The organism is Pandoraea vervacti, from assembly GCF_000934605.2.
Lineage (GTDB): Bacteria > Pseudomonadota > Gammaproteobacteria > Burkholderiales > Burkholderiaceae > Pandoraea > Pandoraea vervacti.
The window spans coordinates 2,655,973-2,673,565 of sequence record NZ_CP010897.2 but is presented as its reverse complement, the minus strand read 5'-3'; the positions used below and the strand labels follow the sequence as shown (position 1 = coordinate 2,673,565).

At 64.5% G+C, this 17,593-nt stretch carries 14 protein-coding genes; 8 read left to right on the top strand and 6 right to left on the bottom strand.

What is annotated here, in order from left to right; all coding sequences use genetic code 11:
* The first annotated feature begins 58 nt into the window (after positions 1-58).
* Genes UC34_RS11935 through UC34_RS11925 form a run of 3 tightly spaced genes read left to right on the top strand, consistent with a single transcriptional unit; the run spans position 59 to position 3,941 of the window.
* Positions 59-718, top strand: a complete 660-nt coding sequence (locus UC34_RS11935; protein ID WP_044455725.1) for a response regulator transcription factor — start codon at positions 59-61, stop codon at positions 716-718.
* The gene (locus UC34_RS11930) at positions 715-2,151 is read left to right on the top strand and encodes a sensor histidine kinase (RefSeq protein WP_052811005.1); all 1,437 of its coding nucleotides are present in this window, start codon (positions 715-717) and stop codon (positions 2,149-2,151) included. The genes UC34_RS11935 and UC34_RS11930 overlap by 4 nt, the downstream gene beginning before the upstream one ends.
* 41 nt (positions 2,152-2,192) lie before the next feature.
* Entirely contained in the window at positions 2,193-3,941 is a 1,749-nt protein-coding gene (locus UC34_RS11925) for a glycosyltransferase family 39 protein (protein ID WP_044455724.1), read from the top strand.
* 96 nt (positions 3,942-4,037) lie between these two features.
* On the opposite strand, the gene UC34_RS11920 is transcribed toward UC34_RS11925, so the two are convergent.
* Together UC34_RS11920 and UC34_RS11915 are read right to left on the bottom strand one after the other, a co-directional pair.
* Positions 4,038-4,868, bottom strand: a complete 831-nt coding sequence (locus tag UC34_RS11920) for a family 1 encapsulin nanocompartment shell protein (RefSeq protein WP_044455723.1) — start codon at positions 4,866-4,868, stop codon at positions 4,038-4,040.
* Positions 4,865-6,007 (bottom strand): Dyp-type peroxidase, encoded by a 1,143-nt coding sequence (locus tag UC34_RS11915; RefSeq protein ID WP_072617469.1) that lies wholly within the window; start codon positions 6,005-6,007, stop codon positions 4,865-4,867. The genes UC34_RS11920 and UC34_RS11915 overlap by 4 nt, the downstream gene beginning before the upstream one ends.
* A gap of 345 nt (positions 6,008-6,352) precedes the next feature.
* Here UC34_RS11915 and UC34_RS11910 point away from each other — a divergent pair, with 345 nt between their 5' ends.
* The 5 genes from UC34_RS11910 to UC34_RS11890 are packed head-to-tail and all read left to right on the top strand — an operon-like array spanning position 6,353 to position 14,740.
* Complete coding sequence (locus UC34_RS11910; protein WP_084070572.1) at positions 6,353-9,568, top strand: efflux RND transporter permease subunit; 3,216 nt, start codon at positions 6,353-6,355, stop codon at positions 9,566-9,568.
* A gap of 57 nt (positions 9,569-9,625) precedes the next feature.
* Positions 9,626-10,915, top strand: coding sequence for an efflux RND transporter periplasmic adaptor subunit (locus UC34_RS11905; RefSeq protein WP_084070570.1), 1,290 nt, complete (start codon positions 9,626-9,628; stop codon positions 10,913-10,915).
* Positions 10,912-12,465 carry an efflux transporter outer membrane subunit gene (locus UC34_RS11900; RefSeq protein ID WP_084070568.1) on the top strand — a complete coding sequence of 518 codons (1,554 nt, stop codon included), beginning with the start codon at positions 10,912-10,914 and terminating at the stop codon, positions 12,463-12,465. Before UC34_RS11905 ends, UC34_RS11900 begins: the two co-directional genes overlap by 4 nt.
* Before the next feature lie 9 nt (positions 12,466-12,474).
* On the top strand, positions 12,475-13,155 hold the full coding sequence (locus UC34_RS11895) for a heavy metal response regulator transcription factor (protein WP_044455722.1): 681 nt from the start codon (positions 12,475-12,477) through the stop codon (positions 13,153-13,155).
* A gap of 37 nt (positions 13,156-13,192) precedes the next feature.
* Positions 13,193-14,740 carry a heavy metal sensor histidine kinase gene (locus tag UC34_RS11890; RefSeq protein ID WP_157123160.1) on the top strand — a complete coding sequence of 516 codons (1,548 nt, stop codon included), beginning with the start codon at positions 13,193-13,195 and terminating at the stop codon, positions 14,738-14,740.
* Here the strand turns inward: UC34_RS11890 and UC34_RS11885 are convergent.
* From UC34_RS11885 to UC34_RS11870, 4 genes are all read right to left on the bottom strand, one after another.
* The gene (locus UC34_RS11885; protein WP_044455720.1) at positions 14,728-15,309 is read right to left on the bottom strand and encodes a hypothetical protein; all 582 of its coding nucleotides are present in this window, start codon (positions 15,307-15,309) and stop codon (positions 14,728-14,730) included. The two genes, UC34_RS11890 and UC34_RS11885, sit on opposite strands and share 13 nt — an antisense overlap.
* 135 nt (positions 15,310-15,444) lie before the next feature.
* Positions 15,445-16,011 (bottom strand): hypothetical protein, encoded by a 567-nt coding sequence (locus tag UC34_RS11880; RefSeq protein WP_052811004.1) that lies wholly within the window; start codon positions 16,009-16,011, stop codon positions 15,445-15,447.
* Between the two features lie 31 nt (positions 16,012-16,042).
* Entirely contained in the window at positions 16,043-16,864 is an 822-nt protein-coding gene (locus tag UC34_RS11875) for an IS3 family transposase (RefSeq protein WP_044455719.1), read from the bottom strand.
* Positions 16,861-17,175 (bottom strand): DUF1153 domain-containing protein, encoded by a 315-nt coding sequence (locus UC34_RS11870; protein WP_044458055.1) that lies wholly within the window; start codon positions 17,173-17,175, stop codon positions 16,861-16,863. Before UC34_RS11870 ends, UC34_RS11875 begins: the two co-directional genes overlap by 4 nt.
* Positions 17,176-17,593: the final 418 nt, after the last annotated feature.

Here is a 17,593-nt window from a genome sequence, read left to right as displayed (position 1 = left end):
AGGACGGCAAGGATTAGGCGTAGGCTGATAGGGTCACGCCAGAATGCGTACGAAAACCATGCGGATATTGCTTGTAGAAGACGACGCCATGATTGGCGAGGCCATGATGCAGGCGCTCAAGGACGCCTCATATGCGGCCGACTGGTGTCGCGACGGCGAAGCCGCACTGGCTGCCCTTGCCTCGCATGCTTATGACCTCATGCTGCTCGACCTCGGCCTGCCCGGGCGAGATGGCTGGGACGTGCTGCGCGCGCATCGCGGTGCGGGCGGGCGCACACCGATCATCGTCGTGACGGCCCGAGACGGGGCCGAAGACATCATTCAGGGCCTCGACCTCGGCGCGGACGACTTCGTCGTCAAGCCGTTCGAAGTGGGCGAGCTGCTCGCGCGCATGCGCGCCGTGATCCGGCGTCATGCGGGCGTCGCCGTGCCGGTGCTGACCAACGGCACCCTCGTCCTCGACCCGGCGACCCATCAGGCGACCTACGGCGAGAACAGCTGTGTGCTGTCGGCACGCGAATATGCGCTGCTGCACGCCCTCATGCTGCGTCCCGGCACGATCCTCTCGCGCGACGCCCTCGAACATCGTCTGTACGGATGGGGCGAAGAGATCGAAAGCAACATGATCGACTTCCTGATCCACTCGATCCGCAAGAAGCTCGGCGCGGACGTCATCCGCAACATCCGCGGCGCGGGCTGGCTGGTGCCCAAGGCATGATGCGTTCGTTGCAGTCACGGCTGGTCGTCACGCTCTGTGCCTGCGCGCTGGGGCTGGCGATCGTCGCCGGATTCGTCTCCTATGGCGCGGCGTTTCGCGAGGCCTATCGCTTTCAGGACGATCAACTGCTGCAACTTGCGGCGCTCGTCGACACCCGCAATCTCGCGGGCGCCGACAGCGCCATGCACGGTCTGCCCATCGAGGACCACGACTACCGTCTCACGGTCCAGCGTCTGGGCGGCACGTTTCCCGTCACGCTGTCCGACGGATTTCACACGGTCGACACGGGCGAGCATACGTGGCGAGCCTTCGTTCGCACCATTGGCCCGGATCTGCGGATCGTCGTGGCCCAGCCCACCGAAGGCCGCAACGAGATCGCGCGCAACAGCGGCCTGCGCACCGCGCTGCCGTTCGTCGGATTCGTTCCCTTGCTCATCGCCGCCATCGTCTGGACGGTGCGACGCGCGTGGCGACCGGTTCAGCAACTGGCCGCCGACGTCGACAAGCGGCGCGACACCGATCTGCGCGGTCTCGACACACAAGGGGCTCCGACGGAGATCGAGCCGTTCATCGTGTCGATCAACCGGCTGCTGTCCCGTCTGGACAAAGCGCTCGACGAGCAACGCCGCTTCGTCGCCGACGCCGCCCACGAACTTCGCTCGCCAGTGACGGCGCTGGTGATTCAGTCGGAAAATCTCGACCGGGCGCTGGAACCCGCTGGCCTCGACGCGGAGACGCGCAACCGCCTGATCAAGCTCAAGAGCGGCCTGCGTCGCACCCGCACGCTGATCGAACAGTTGCTCACGCTCGCACGGGCCCAGAGCGCACCGAGCGTTCCGGCAACGCCGCTCATCTTGCTGCCCGCCATTCACGAAGCGCTCGAAGACGCCTTCGTACTGGCCGATCGCAAGCAGATCGTGCTCGATCTGGCAGATGCGTCTTCTGAATCTTCCGCCTCTTCCGCCTCTTCCGCCGCCCTCACCGCTTCCGGCACGCCCGGGCGTTCAAATCTGCGCGTGGCGGGATCGAAGCGCGACATCGTCACCCTGCTGAGCAACATCGTCGGCAACGCCGTGCGCTATACGCCCGCAGGCGGCACGGTGTCCGTGCGTCTGTCGGCCACGGGGGGCGAGGTGGTCATCGACGTCATCGACTCCGGCCCGGGCATCGATGCGGACAAGCGCGAGCGCGTTTTCGACGCGTTTTACCGTGCCGCCGATCACCGCGAATCGCGCGATCACGGCGACGAAGGCACCGGACTCGGACTGGCCATCGTGCGCGCCATCGTCGACCGTCTGGGCGGCCAGGTCACACTGAACGACGCCAACCGGTCGGGCCCGCGCGGCCTGCACGTCCGTGTCACACTTCCCAATCCCGATGTGTCCGCGACGGCCATGCGCGCGCCACAGCCCGCTCAGCCGCCCAACGTTTAGCCACCCATCCCTAGTTCATCAAGACCGGAAGCCTCGCATTCATGTCCACACGCCCTCAACGTGACGCCGGGTTAGAGCCCTGGCCGATTTCCCCCACTGCCCTGCTATGGCTGCTGGCGATGTTCGCGCTCGTCTGGTTCGGCGTCTTGAACTTTCGCCATCTGATTCCCAGCGACGAAGGCCGCTACGCCGAGATGGCGCGCGAGATGCTGGCCACGGGCGACTGGGTCACGCCGCGCTACAACGGCTATCTGTACTTCGAAAAGCCGCCGCTCCAGACCTGGATGAACGCGCTGACGTTCATGATCTTCGGTCTCGGAGACTGGCAGGCCCGTCTGTGGACGGCGCTCACGGGTTTCGGCGGCGTGCTGCTCGTCGGCTACACGGGGCGAAGGGTGTTCAGCGCGCGCGCGGGTTTCTTCGCCGCACTCGCGCTGGCGAGCGCCCCGTTGTGGAGCCTGCTGGGGCACTTCAACGTGCTCGACATGGGGCTGTCGTTCATGATGACGCTGGTGTTGTGCTCGCTGCTGCTGGCACAGCGTCCGGGACTGAGCGACACGCAAACGCGCAACTGGATGTGGCTGTGCTGGGCGGCGATGGGCCTGTCGATCCTGAGCAAAGGGCTGATCGGCGTGGTGCTCCCCGGTGCTGTCCTGGTCATCTACACGCTGATTTCGCGCGACTGGGCGCTGTGGAAGCGGCTGCATCTCGTGAGCGGTCTGATCGTGCTGCTCGCCGTCACCGTGCCGTGGTTCGCCGCCGTGATGTCGCGTAATCCGTCGTTCTTCGACTTCTTCTTCATCAACGAGCACTTCAACCGCTTCCTCAAGCCGGACCACAATCGTCCGGGCGCGCTGTGGTACTTCGTGCCGGTGCTGATCGTCGGGTTCCTGCCCTGGCTGTCGATGATTCCCCGCGCGGTTGCGGGCTCGCGCGCCGTGCCACGTCAGGCGAACGGCTTCCGTCCGGTGCTGATGATCTCGGTCTGGGCCGTCTTCATCTTCTGCTTCTTCTCGCTCTCGCACTCGAAGCTCATTTCGTACGTACTGCCGATCGTACCCGCGATCGCCCTCCTGTTCGGGCTCGGGCTGGCCGGCATGACACGTGAGTCGCTGCGCAAGCACCTCGTCGTGTCGGCCGTGCTGTTTATCGCGACCATCGTCACAGGGTTGGTATTCCTCTCGCATCACTCGGACAGCCGCAATCCGGTACAGGCCTATCAAGCCTTCACGAACTACCTGTATGCCGCGAGCGTCGTGGGACTGATCGGCATCGCCATTACCCGCTGGCTGAGCCTGCGCAGCACCAAGCAAGCCCTGATCGCGTTCGCGGGGACGTGGCTGGCCTTTGCGATGATCGGCGGCTCCGGTCACGAAGCCTTCGGGCGCGCCAGCTCGGGCATCGACCTGGTGCCGGCGGTGCGCGCCGAGATGGATCGGCTGGGGCCGGATACGCCGTTCTACTCGGTCGGCACGCTCGACCACACGATGCCGTATTACCTGCGTCAACCGATGATCATGGTCGCGGTACAGGACGAACTGGAATTCGGCATCTCGCAAGCGCCCGATAGCTGGGTACCGACGCTGGAGAAGTTCGTGGATGTCTGGATGGCGGCGCCGAAGGCGCTTGCACTGGTCGACCCGCAAAAGTTTACGGTGCTCGAAACGCTCGGCTTGCCGATGAAGATCATCGCGCGCGACAACCGTCGGGTGATGATCGAGAAGCCGACGCTCGGCGAACCGGCCACCGGTGGCGCACCGGCGAGCGCGTCGTCGCCTGCGGCCAACTGATCGAGACAACCCGACGGCGACACGCCCACGAAAAAACGGCTGAGCGCGGAATTCCGCCTCAGCCGTTTTTCTTTTTGCATCAGCGAGTTAGACGCGTTACTTCGACTTCTTTCTCGCACCGACAGGTTTGGCGTTGCCCACCGAAACACCCGCTTCCGCCGTGAGCATCAGGAACGTAAACGTCTCTTCCAGGTACAGACGAACGGTCGTGGCCGTGTGATCGAGATAGCCAATGGAGACGTCCTGACCAATGTGCATCTCGTAATCGCCGCCGCGCGTCGAGAGAATGCAGCCGCCGTCGATGGCCGGCGCCCAGATGATCTCGCCGCTCACAATGTGGCCGATGTGCTCGAGAATCGGGTAACCCTGATCGTTGGCTTCGGCCACGGCGGTGTACGCGTCGGCGCCCAGCAGCACACTGTACGGACCGTCGACGCCTTCCAGGCGCAGTTGCTCCAGCGCCTTGGCAATGACCGTCGGGTAATCGGCGATGTCGTCCGGCAGCGGCAGCACGGGATTCGAGGACCCCTGACGCACACCGGTAATACGCGCGGCTTCGTAGCCGTCGAAGATGGCTCGGTCTTCGGCGTACGCCAGCTTGATCGCTGCGTCCTTGGCCGGTTGCCAGTCCGAATCGTTCGCGCCACGCTCGACATCGTCGATCGCTTCGCGCGAGAGCTCGAACGGCACGCGCAGCACCACGAGCGGCAGCACCTCGCGCTGACGCGCGCTCACGCCGTCGAGCGGCGCGTCGATGGGCTGCTGATGACCGGTGCCGACACCGGAGAGCGCCAGACCGCTCGGGCCCTTGACGTCGACGACGCGGCGCGCGGCCACCGTGCGCTTGAATGTACGGGCCACCTCTTCTTCGATTTGCGCCCACGCGGCGCTCGAAATGGGGGCCAGTTCGCGATGCAGGTTGTTCATGCCTGAGAAACTCCTTTGAGCGATCCGATTTGCAACGAGCCGTCCGCAATGGCGGGACTCGCCTGATGAGAAGTGGTTCGCACCGTTGCCGCCGTGGCAGCAGACCTGTCGAGCACCTGAACGCTCGACGGCTGTGCATCGATCAGGGTTTGAATGACGTTAGCCGATTCGACCGCAGCCGCCTGGGGCGAGCGCTCTGCCAACGCTTCGAGCAGGCCCGCCGAGGGCACGAAGAACAGTCCGCCGGTCACGGCCGTGCTGAAGTCCAACAGGCGGTCGTAGTTGCCGGGCGGTTTGCCGACGAACATGTTCTCCAGCATTTGCTCGATGGGCCAGGGCGAGCGGGCGTATCCGATAAAAAACGTGCCGAACTCGCCCGATCCGGGCCGCCCGAACGGCATGTTGTCGCGCAGGATCTTCACTTCCTTGCCGTCCACTTCGAGCGTGGTCAGCGCGCTGTGAGAATTGCTCGGCTTCACATCCTCGTCGAGTTCGACGTCCGAAAATTTGGTGCGGCCGATAATGCGCTCCTGCACTTCGACCGGCAGTGCGTTCCAGCCCGTCATGTCGTGCAGATACTTCTGCACCAGCACGTAACTGCCACCGGCGAACTCGGGGTCTTCGTCGCCCATCACCGTGAAATCGAGCGCCTCCTGGCCTTCCGGATTCTCGGTGCCATCGACGAAGCCGATCATGGCGCGCATATCGAAATAGCGGAAGCCATGGACTTCGTCGACCACGGTCACGGCGTCGCCCAGCTTGCCCAGCATGAGCGTGGCGAGATCGAAGCACAGGTCCATCTGCTCGGCGCGAATGTGCAGCAGCAGGTCGCCCGGCGTGGCGGGGGCGTGACGCTTGCCCGAGCCGAACTCCCGAAACGGATGAAGCTCCGCCGGGCGCGGCGCGCCAAACAGGCGATCCCAGGCGTTGTCGCTAAAGCCGACCACGCACGACAGATTGCCCGTCGGCACGCGCTTGCCGACCGCGCGCACATAAGCGGCGGCATCGGCACACCAGCCTCGCACGGCGGCGTGCGCGGCCTCATCGTCGCGAATCGTGGCGACGAGGAAGATGGCGCTGCGGGTGACTTTGCCGGAAACCGGCTGAGGTTCAGGGGGAGACGTCGGGCGTTCGATCATTGCATTCCTGCGTGGGGCTTGAGTTCTCGACGCCAGCGGCGGCAACGGAGGTCGAAAGGTAGACCGTAGGCTATCGGGCGGCGACTTTTGGTACGTCAACTTTATAACGCAACACGCCGTAATATGCCACTCCCGCAGGCATGCCGTCGAGCAAAGCCTTATACGGCGCGGGTTTGCGGACCATCTTCCGAATTCTGTCAATTTCGCCATTTTCGCGCCATTTTGGCGTTGGGCATGCGCCCCTACCATGGCAGCGATCCTTCCGATACCGGTGGCGCGCCGTCATGCGCTCACCGGACGGCCCTTGTCCGTAAGCCTGCGACTGCGCCCGAGCGCGTCTGAATCATGTGGATTGTCAACGTTGCGCTCAAACGGCCCTACACGTTCATCGTGATGGCCATTCTGATTCTGCTCGCCACACCGCTCGCGCTCATGCGCACCCCCGTGGACGTGCTGCCGGAAATCAACATCCCCGTCATCAGCGTCATCTGGACCTATAACGGCCTGTCCGCCCAGGACATTGCCGACCGGATGATTTCCGGCAACGAGCGCGGGCTGACGACGACGGTCAACAACATCGAGCACATCGAGTCGCAGTCGCTGCCCGGCATTGGCATCATCAAGATCTTCCTGCAACCGACCGCCAACGTTCAGACCGCCATTGCGCAGGTCGTCGCTGTCGAACAGGCGCAGGTCAAGCAAATGCCCCCGGGAGCAACGCCGCCGCTGGTCATCAGCTACTCGGCGTCGTCGATTCCCGTCATGCAGTTGGGCCTGTCGAGCCCGAGCCTGTCCGAACCGGCGCTCAACGACACCGCGCTCAATTTCCTGCGCCCGCAGCTCGTGACGATTCCCGGGGCCGCCGTGCCTTATCCGTACGGCGGCAAAACGCGGCTGATTTCGGTCGACATCGACACGCGCGCACTGCTCGCCAAGGGCCTGACCGCGCAGGACGTGGTCGCCGCGGTCAATGCACAGAACCTGATTCTGCCAACCGGCACCGCCAAGATCGGGCCGCGAGAATATACCGTCGACATGAACGGCTCGCCGCCAACGGTGGAGGGGCTGAACAACATTCCGGTGCGCACGGTCGCCGGCGCCACGACCTATCTGCGCGAAGTCGCCCACGTTCGCACCGGCTTCTCGCCGCAGACGAACATCGTGCGTCAGAACGGCCAGCGTGGCGTGCTCATGTCCGTGATGAAGACGGGCGACGCCTCGACGCTGTCGGTCGTCGACTCGCTCAAGGCGATTCTGCCGGAGGCCAGAGCGGCGTTGCCCGCCGATCTCCACATCTCGGCCCTTTTCGACCAGTCCGTCTTTGTGAAGGCTGCGGTGCAGGGCGTAATCCATGAAGCCCTGATCGCCGCCGCGCTCACTGCCGCCATGATCCTGCTGTTCCTTGGCAACTGGCGCAGCACCTGCATCATCGCCATCTCGATCCCGCTCTCGATCCTGTCCTCGCTGCTGGCGCTTCATGCGCTCGGCCAGACGATCAACATCATGACGCTGGGCGGGCTGGCGCTGGCGGTGGGGATTCTGGTCGACGACGCGACCGTGACCATCGAGAACATCGAGCGGCATCTCCATATGGGCACGCCCCTGCATCAGGCGATTCTCGACGGCGCGGGCGAAATCGCCGTACCGGCGCTCGTCTCGACCCTGTGTATCTGTATCGTGTTCGTGCCGATGTTCTTCCTCACGGGCGTGGCGCGCTACCTCTTCGTGCCGCTGGCCGAAGCCGTGGTGTTCGCCATGCTCGCGTCGTACATCCTCTCGCGCACGCTCGTGCCCACGCTCGCCATGCTGCTCATGGGCCATGCGCATGCAGCGGCGCCGAACGCCAGGCCGGGCGTGTTCCGCCGCCTCTACCTGCGTTTCGACGCCGGGTTCGAGCGCATGCGCGCGGCCTATATCGTGGTGCTCTCCACGCTGCTGGTGCGCCGCCGCGTTTTCGCGAGCGGCTTTCTCGCGTTCTGCGTTCTGTCGATGGGGCTGGTGTTCGCGCTGGGCGCCGACTTCTTTCCGTCGGTCGATGCCGGCAACATCCGCATGCACATGCGCGCGCCAACGGGCACGCGTATCGAAGAGACGGCGCGGCTGGCCGATCAAGTCGAGAAGGCGGTGCGCGAGGTGGTCCCCGCCAACGAGCTGGAGACGATTCTCGATAACCTCGGCCTGCCGTACAGCGGCATCAACCTGTCCTACAGCAACGCCGGGACGATCGGCGCGCTCGATGGCGAGATTCAGATCGCGCTGACGCCGGACCACCACCCGAGCGCGACATACATAGACAAACTGCGCGCCCTCCTGCCGCAACGCTTCCCCGGCGTGGAGTTCTTCTTCCAGCCAGCGGACATCGTCACGCAGATCCTCAACTTCGGCCTGCCTGCCGCGATCGACATTCAGATCAGCGGCAACCAGCAACTGGCGAATTTCGACGTGGCAACGAAGCTGCTCAAGCAGGTACGCCAGGTGCCGGGGACCGTCGACGCGCACATCCAGCAACGGGTGAACGCCCCGACGATCCACCTCGACATGGACCGCACGCGTTTGCAGCAACTGAATCTGAACGCCAATGCCGTCGCCCAGAACGTGCTGATTTCGCTCTCGGGCAGTTCGCAGACTTCCCCCGGCTTCTGGTTCAACGAGCAGAACGGCGTGGAGTACAGCCTCTCGGTGCAGTCGCCGCAATACCGCATCAGTTCCATCGACGACTTGCTGCGTCTGCCGGTCGCAGGAACGACCGGCACCGGACAGTCGCAGTTGCTGGGCAACTTCGTGAAGGTCGAGCCGACGCAGCGCTTCGCCGTGGTGAGCCACTACAACATCCGACCGGTCATCGACATTTTCGTGAGCGTGGAAGGCCGGGATCTGGGCAGCGTGGCCAGTGACATCAATCAACTGGTCGCAAAGACCAGGCAGAACCTGCCGCGCGGCAGCCAGATCGTCGTGCGCGGGCAGGTCAGCACGATGCAGAGCTCGTATCTGGGCCTGGGCATCGGCGTGGCGATGGCCATCGTGCTCGTGTACCTGCTCATCGTGGTGAACTTTCAGTCGTGGGTCGACCCGCTCATCATCGTGAGCGCCCTGCCCGCCGCGCTGGCCGGTATCGTCTGGATGCTGTTCCTGTCCGGCACCCGGCTGTCGGTGCCCGCGCTGACCGGCGCCATCATGACGATGGGGGTCGCGACCGCCAACAGTATTCTCGTGGTCGCCTTTGCGCGACAGCGCATGCAAGCGGGCATGACGCCGCTCACGGCCGCGCTGGAAGCCGGGGCCAGCCGGATTCGGCCGGTGCTGATGACGGCGCTGGCCATGATCATCGGCATGGTGCCCATGGCGCTTGGCCTTGGCGAGGGGGCGGAACAGAACGCGCCGCTGGGCCGCGCGGTGATCGGCGGACTGATGTTCGCCACGGTGTCGACGCTCTTTTTCGTGCCGCTTGTCTTCGCTGGCGTTCACACGCGACTCGCACGACGCCACGCCCGGCGAGCGGCCCATACCACCCATACCACGCGTGAGACACAAGGCGACGGCGACGAGCGCGCGAACCGCTGAACGCGCCACGACCGGCGCCCAACATACCAGATACCAAGATTTGACGGGTTGAACGACATGACCGAGAAACATCACGCCGAACTGGCCATTCCCGAGCACGATCCTGCCGACGGTCGGCAACTGCCCCCTCGGCGGGGCGAATTCCGACGCGCCAGGGTTGCGCTGATCGTCGTGGCCTTGCTGCTGGTGGCGGGCGCCGCACGCACCACGATCTCGAACGCGCTACAACGCCGCGAAGTGGCCGAGGTGACGCAGCGCAATGCCGCGCAGTACGTCAGCATCGTCACGCCGCAGGCGACCGAGGCGAGCGAGACGCTGCTGCCCGCCACGCTGCGCGGCGCCGTGGAGTCGCCGATCTTCGCCCGGGCGACCGGGTACGTGCTGCACCGTTATGTCGACATCGGCGCGCGCGTGAAGCAAGGCCAATTGCTCGCCGATCTGGACACGCCCGAAATCGATCAGGAACTGGCGCAGGCCGTCGCCCAGCGCAATCAGATCAACGCGTCTCTCGGACTGGCGAAGTCGTCGCTCGCGCGCTGGCAGCAATTGCGTCAGCGCGACGCCGTTTCCCAGCAGGAACTGGATGAGCGCCAGAGCACCTACACGCAAGGCGTCGCCAACCTCGCGGCGGCAGACGCCAACGTCAAGCGGCTCCAGCAACTGGAGTCGTTCAAACGCATCGTCGCGCCGTTCGACGGCGTCATCACGCAACGCAACGTCGACATCGGCGATCTTGTCTCGGCGGGCAGCGGTAGCAGTCAGGCGTTGTTTTCGCTGGCGCAGACGGACCCGCTGCGCGTCTATGTCCAGGTCCCGCAGGCGTATGCGCAGGGCGTGGCCGTCGGTCAGTCTGTCGTCGTGACGCAGGCCGAACTTCCCGGCCAGCACTTCCAGGGTAGGATTACCCATGTGTCAGGCGCCATCGACGTGACGACGCGCTCGCTCCAGATCGAGGCGGCCTTGCCGAACCCGGACGGGACACTGCGGCCCGGCGCCTACGTGCAGCTGGCGCTGCCCAGCGCCGTGCAGGCGCATCTGAGCGTACCGGCCAATGCGCTGCTGTTTCGCGCGGAAGGTCCGCGCGTGGCAGTGGTCGACGCTCAGGGGGTCGTGCATCTGCACAAGATCGTGATCGCCCAGGACCTCGGACAGTCGCTGGAACTGGCCGATGGCGTCGCCCCGACCGACCGCGTGATCGTCAATCCGAGCGATTCCATCGACGATGGCGACCACGTGCAAGCCAGGGCGCTCGACATGAAAGCCTCTTCCGGCGTGAAATCGGGCGGCGGCAGCGGTGAGCGCCGTCAGCACGGCGCGAGCGCCAAACCGCAGGGAGCCAAAGCGTGAGCGCGGCCACGCGCGGCGTCCCGCTCGGTGCGACGCTGGCGGCTGCCGCGCTCAGCGCGCTGCTCGGCGCGTGTGCGGTGGGACCGGATTACCATCGCCCCGACGTCGCCGCCCCGGCCGACTGGAAGACGGACGGTTACTGGAAACTGGCGCAGCCCTCGCACGCGGCGTTGCAGCCCGACTGGTGGAAGGCGTTCCGCGAACCGGCGCTCGATGCGCTCGAGACCCAGGCGCTCGCCCAGAACCAGACACTTGCCGCTGCCCTCGCCCATTACGATCAGGCGCAGGCGACCCTGTCCGGTGTGTCGGCGCAACGTCTTCCGGAGGTCGATGCGTCTTTCGGACTGGCGCGCCAGCGCATTTCGGCAAACCGGCCGGTCACGAGCTACTCGTCGGCGAGCATGTCGACGGTCCAGAACAACGTGCAGCTCGGCCTCGGCGTGAGCTACGACACCGACCTGTTCGGGCGCATCCGTCGTCAGGTGGAAGGCGCGCAGGCATCCGCCGAACAGGCGCGCGATGACCTGGCGAACGCCCGGCTGATCCTCACCACACAACTCGCGACTGCGTACTTTCAGTTGCGGGAGGTGGATGCGGAGATCAAGGTACTGGATCAGTCGGTCGCGTTGCAGCAAAAGGCGCTCGACTACGTGAGCGCGCAGCATGATCTGGGGGCCGTCTCGGGACTGGACGTGCTCCAGCAGCAATCGCAACTGGACACCACGCGCGTGCAGGCGCGTCTGTTACACCAGCAGCGCGATCAGTACGAGCATGCCATCGCCGCCCTCGTCGGCGTGCCGGCACCGGCATTCACCCTGGCCACCGGCCCGTTGCCCGGCGTGCTCCCGGCGATTCCCCTCGGCGTGCCCAGCGACATCCTGCAACGGCGCCCCGACGTCGCCGCCGCCGAGCGCAACATGGCCGCCGCGAACGCGCAGATCGGCGTCGCAAAGGCGGCGTTCTTCCCCAGTCTGACGCTCAATCCGGGGATCGGCTGGCAGAGCACCGAATTCGCCAGCCTGCTGTCGGCCCCGAGCCTGTTGTGGACGCTTGGCACTGTGGCCTCGCAAGTCGTCTTCGACGGCGGCCGACGCCAGGCCAACGTCGACTTCGCCAGCGCCGGGTATCGCGGGGTCGAAGCGAACTATCGCCAAACGGTGCTCACCGCGTTCCAGCAGGTACAGGACGGGGTCACCGGCCTGTCGGTGCTGGACGCGGCCGCCCGCGAGTCGCGCGCGGCCGTCGTCGACGCCGAGCGGCTGCTGGGCCTCGCCAACGATCGTTATTCGGGCGGTCTCACGGCGTATCTGAGCGTCATCACGGCGCAGCAGTCGGCGCTCGCGAGCGAACGTCAGGACGTGCAGATACGCGGCCAGCAACTCGTGCTGTCGGTGGCACTGGTCAAAGCGTTGGGAGGTGGATGGCAGCCTTCGGAGACCTCGGCCCCCTTAGCATCCTCAGCATCCTCAGCATCCTCAGCATCCCCGGCGCCGCCGGTCGCCCTCACGCCCGCCAGCGCATCCGCTGACTCGTATAATGCGCAAAGATGAGGTAACGACATGAAAGTGCTGATCGTTGAAGACGAACAAAAGGTGGTGGACTATCTGTGCGCCGGGCTGACCGAGCAAGGCTGGGTCGTCGACGTGGCGCTCGATGGCGAGGAAGGCACGCATCTGGCGCTGGAGTTCGACTACGACGTGATCGTGCTCGATGTCATGCTTCCCAAACGCGATGGCTTCGCGGTGCTCGCCGCCTTGCGCGAACGCAAGTCGACGCCGGTCATCATGCTCACCGCCCGCGATCATGTGACCGACCGTGTGCGCGGGCTTCGCGAAGGCGCCGACGACTATCTGACGAAACCGTTCTCGTTCATCGAACTGGTCGAACGACTCCATGCGCTGGCACGCCGCACACGCGTACAGGAGTCGACGCTGATTTCGGTGGGCGATCTGTTCGTTGATCTCATCGGGCGCCGTGCGACCCGAGACGGCCATCGCCTCGATCTCACCGCCAAGGAATTCCAGTTGCTGTCGGTCCTGGCGCGCCGTCAGGGGGACATCCTGTCGAAGACGGCAATCACCGAACTCGTCTGGGATGTCAATTTCGACAGCCATACGAACGTGGTGGAAACGGCCATCAAGCGGCTGCGCGCCAAACTCGACGGCCCGTTCACGACCAAGCTGCTGCACACCGTGCGCGGCATGGGCTACGTGCTCGAAGTGCGCGAGGCGCAGGTCTGAGGCCACATCCGAGCGAACCTGCACCCACATCACCCTTGTGAAACACTCGATCTCCCGACGCCTTGCCGCCATGTTCGCCGTTGTGGCGCTGTCGGTATTCGCCCTCGTGGGCGCGGCGTTGTATCTGGTGCTGCGCGCGCAGTTGGAGCGGCACCTTCGCGAATCGCTCGACGATCGGGCGCAGATCGCCCATATCATCGTCTACCACGGCGGTACGCCCGAGAAGTGGCAGATCGTGCGTGAGAAGCTGAGCGACATGACGCCGCGCGACGGCACCACGACCTACGCGGTCACCAGCGACGACCCGCGTTACACGTTCGGTACCCCGGTGAGCGGCATGTTCGTCAAACGGCTATCCAACGGGTATGTCCGGCTGAGTCCCGACAACGGCGGCGACGACATGCTGACCACGCGCGAAATTTTGCCGCCTTACGGCACGCGCCCGGCGGTCGCGCTGCAAGTCGCCGCCAGCTATGCCCCCAACGAACAGACATTGCGGGCGTTCGGCCTGAGTCTGGCGGCGCTCTCCGGATTAGGTGCGTTGGGCGTGCTGCTGCTCAGTTTTTCCGTGACGCGACTGGGGCTGTCGCCATTGCGGCGGCTCACGCGCGAAGCGTCCGAAATTCGTCCGGACAATCGTTCGCAGCGCCTGGATACCCGGTCACTGCCCGTCGAGCTCGACGATCTTACCCACTCGTTCAACGGCGCGCTGGCGCGGCTGGACAGCGCTTACGAGCGACTGGAGTCTTTCAACGCCGATGTCGCCCATGAGTTGCGCACACCGATTACGATTCTGATCGGGCAGACGGAAGTGGCGCTCACGCGAGCGCGGCCGGTTGAGGCGTTGCGAGCCTTGCTGCAGTCGAATCTGGAAGAGCTGGGCCGCATGCGCACCATCGTCAACGACATGCTGTTTCTCTCCCGAGCCGATCAGGGCGAGCGCGCGACCGGACTCACGGCGCTGTCACTCGCCAGCGAAGCGGCGCACACGCTGGAATTTCTGGAGCTTGCGCTCGAAGAGGCGCAAGTCACCGCGCGACTGCACGGCAGCGCCTTTGCCCCGGTCAACAAGGCGCTGTTCGGACGCGCCTTGGCCAATCTGGTCATGAACGCCATCGAACATTGCGCGCCGGGCGCCAACATCGATGTGCACATCGCTGTGCAGGCGGCCGGACCGAACGACACGCGCACGGACGACACCCGACGCGTGCACATCGAGGTCGTCAATCCCGGCGCACCGATTGCACCGGATGTGCTCGCGCACCTGTTCGACCGCTTTTACCGCGCGGAGGCTTCGCGCACGAACAGTCGCGAGAATCACGGATTGGGGCTGGCAATCGTCAAGGCCATTGCCGAAATGCACGGCGGGACGGTGTGGGCACGCAGCGCGAACGGCCTCAACCGGTTTGGTTTTTCCGTCGCCGCCGGACGTGGCGGCAGTGCTGGCTCGAATGTCGACAGCGAGACGCGCCCCGCCGATCTTGGGACAGAGGGCAACGGCAGGGGCGACGGCGGCGCGCCACCGGCCATGCCGCCCTCGCCCTCCGGCCCCGCCACGGCGACGCCTGCGCGTCAGGCGCCGTGACGGCTCAGGCTGCTGACCTGCTGCAACGCGTGCGGTGCGAAAACCGTCAGCGTCTCACCCAGCGCTTCGCGGGCGTAGGCGGCGGCGACCGTCATCTGCGCGAGGCGCGCACGTAACTCCAGATTTTCCCGTTCGAGATGCTGCACTCGCCGCATGGCGTCCGCAACGTCCGCCACGCCGTCGCCCAGCGCGTTGTGGCTCTCGGGCATGGCGTCGAGCAGCGTCATGGCGCGCGCCAGATTCTGCTCCAGTTGCTGCGCCCACACGGACCCACCTGCGGCCGGCAAGGCGCCGAAGGCCGGAGCGAGCGGTGTTTCGTAAATCGACCGCGCGCGGACAATGGCCTTTTGCACCGTGCCGGCGCTGGGGCGGCGTGTCACCCCCGCCTGCGCCATGAAGCGCAAATACGTTTGTGCGCCGTAAATCCGGTGCGCGGCTTTCCACGCGTCCGCCAGGAATGCGTCGAGAAAGGCGGGGTTGTTATGAGGATGTGCTGCGTCCGCATCGCGTGCGGCGCCGAGCAAGGCAGCATAGGTTGCATCGTCGAACTTCAAGGCGGACCGAGCCATGGCGATCTCCGGGTGCTTGCCGTATCAGGGGGGGACTCGTGCGCCGATGGGCCATCGCTGGCGACACCGGCGACACGACCGTCAACACTCGGCTGCGGAAAATGCATCGCAGCCGTCAGTCGGAACGACGGAACTTCAGGGCTTCGGTGCCGATGCCGGCACCGGCGGCACCCACTTCTTCGCCTTGCTGCCGGCCGACGGATCGGGCGTAACGGCAACCGCGATCGCTTCGGTGTAGTTCACCGTCACGGAATCGCCCACCTTCACGCCTTCGAGCAGCTTCGGATCTTCGACATTGACGTCGACGGTGCGTTGCGGGCCGCGCAGCGTAATCACGTTCGACTTGCGATCGATGCGCTGCACTGTTGCCACGACCTTCAGGTTACGGGCGGCGTCGGCGGCGGGCTTTTCGCCCGGCGCGGCGCGATCGGCGCCTTCGGTCAGCACCCGGCTGCGAATGCCGTCGCCCGGCGCTACCGAAATGGCCACGGAGCGTTCGTACGCGACGATGACCTTATCCCCTTTACGAAGCTGTTCAAAGTTCCTGACGTCCGGGCCGACGAGGAACGTCACCGGCTTGCCGTGATCGTCTGCAACTTTGATGCTGCGATTCTTCGCATCGACGCCCAGCAAGGTGGTGCGGTATTCGACAACGCCACCGGCGACGATCGGCGCGGGACGCGCTGCGTCCTGTGCATGCACTACTGTATTGACCCAGTGAAACCTGCACAGGTTAAGCGGCTAAAGCGAATGCCTCAGCCGGGGTCTTCATCTTCAGTGCCTGGTGTGGCCGTCGATGGTTGTAAAACTGGATCCAGTCGGCAATCGCGCGGCTGGCATGTTGCAGCGTCTCGAACCGATGGCGATGCACGCATTGCTCTTTGAGCGTGCGGATCACGCGCTCAACCATGCCGTTTTGCTGCGGGCAGTGCGGCGTAATGAACTCCTGCCGCAACCCGTAACGGCGCACCAATGCCGTGTAATCGCGGCTCGTAAAGACCAGGCCATTGTCGCTCCGGAGCAGGAATGGCTTTGGCACCCGTCCGAGTGTCCCGAACCGGGCAATCAGCGCATGCTCCAACGCGCTCGAGGCAGTGCTGGCCTTGCCGCTGCGCGACAGGCGCCAACCCAGTAGTTCACGCGTATGGCAGTCGATCACCAGCGCCAACGTAGCCCAACCGTCGCGACCGGCCCAGACGCGGCACATATCCGTTGACCATCGCTCGTTCGGTGCGGTGGCGACCGACGGCATCGCTTGAACGCGAGGCCGGAAGCCAATCGGTCGCTTGCGAACCTGCCAGCCCTTCAACTGGAAGATCCGCTGCACCGTGTTCTTGTTGAACCCCAGCAGGTGCGCCACGGTCCGGTAGCCGAACGACGGCGATTCCTCAATCAGTGCTTTGATCGGTTCGGAAAAACGCGCCTGAACCTTCGGTGCAGACTTAACCGGCCGGTAATACACGGTGCGACGCGGCACCTCGAACCAACGGCACAGCTTCGAGATCGAGACGGTAATACCGTCAGCTTGCAGTCCCTGGCGGATCGTCTCGATCACTTGTCGTCCTCGCCCAGCAGGGACTGCAATTTTTTTCGGGCGCGCAGCTCCAGCATCGCTTCGCCATACGCCTCTTGCAATTCCTTGATCTGCCGTTCGTACTGCTCTTTCAGATCCAGTGGATTGGCCCGCAGCGCGTTCTCCATACCCCGCTTGCCGTCGTCGACCCAGTTCTCAACCTCGGAAGGCGACAGGTCATAAGCGCGACTGGCTTCCGCCACCGTCGTTTTGCCTTGGATGATGTCCAGCACCAGGGCGCTCTTGCGCTTCGCCGTCCATCGCTTGATGTCTTCGTCCATCTTCGTGCTCATCGTCTTTTCGTCCATTATGGCGTGAGCAGGAATTCACTGGGTCAATACACTACCGTTCCCAAGGACAACAAACCGGCCAGAATCATGGCATTCGTGAGCTTCATGGTGAGTCCTTTTGTTATCGATGAATGCGATTCCCGCCACTGGGACCGCATCTAGTTAATTATCCGAACTAAAACACCGGGTGCTGGGGACCGCGTATTAACCCGTATGTTTCCATCGGATAGTAACAAAATAATTCAAAGGCGCAAGTTGATTTCGGATTGCATACCAAATATCAAAATAGAGAAACGTAATTTAAATTACTGCCGAATTTCCCTGCGTTACCCAAAAAACGCCGACACATGGCTCAATAAATATCCCGCCTTGATGCAGATCAACGATTTTCACCAGCGAAAGTAGTAACGAATTGCATTCG

Excerpts from the sequence above, each read along its gene's own strand:
- UC34_RS11935 (WP_044455725.1), top strand. The coding sequence starts at position 59 with ATGCGGATATTGCTTGTAGAAGACGACGCCATGATTGGCGAGGCCATG.
- UC34_RS11930 (WP_052811005.1), top strand. The coding sequence starts at position 715 with ATGATGCGTTCGTTGCAGTCACGGCTGGTCGTCACGCTCTGTGCCTGC.
- UC34_RS11925 (WP_044455724.1), top strand. The coding sequence starts at position 2,193 with ATGTCCACACGCCCTCAACGTGACGCCGGGTTAGAGCCCTGGCCGATT.
- UC34_RS11920 (WP_044455723.1), bottom strand. The coding sequence starts at position 4,868 with ATGAACAACCTGCATCGCGAACTGGCCCCCATTTCGAGCGCCGCGTGG.
- UC34_RS11915 (WP_072617469.1), bottom strand. The coding sequence starts at position 6,007 with ATGATCGAACGCCCGACGTCTCCCCCTGAACCTCAGCCGGTTTCCGGC.
- UC34_RS11910 (WP_084070572.1), top strand. The coding sequence starts at position 6,353 with ATGTGGATTGTCAACGTTGCGCTCAAACGGCCCTACACGTTCATCGTG.
- UC34_RS11905 (WP_084070570.1), top strand. The coding sequence starts at position 9,626 with ATGACCGAGAAACATCACGCCGAACTGGCCATTCCCGAGCACGATCCT.
- UC34_RS11895 (WP_044455722.1), top strand. The coding sequence starts at position 12,475 with ATGAAAGTGCTGATCGTTGAAGACGAACAAAAGGTGGTGGACTATCTG.
- UC34_RS11885 (WP_044455720.1), bottom strand. The coding sequence starts at position 15,309 with ATGGCTCGGTCCGCCTTGAAGTTCGACGATGCAACCTATGCTGCCTTG.
- UC34_RS11870 (WP_044458055.1), bottom strand. The coding sequence starts at position 17,175 with ATGAGCACGAAGATGGACGAAGACATCAAGCGATGGACGGCGAAGCGC.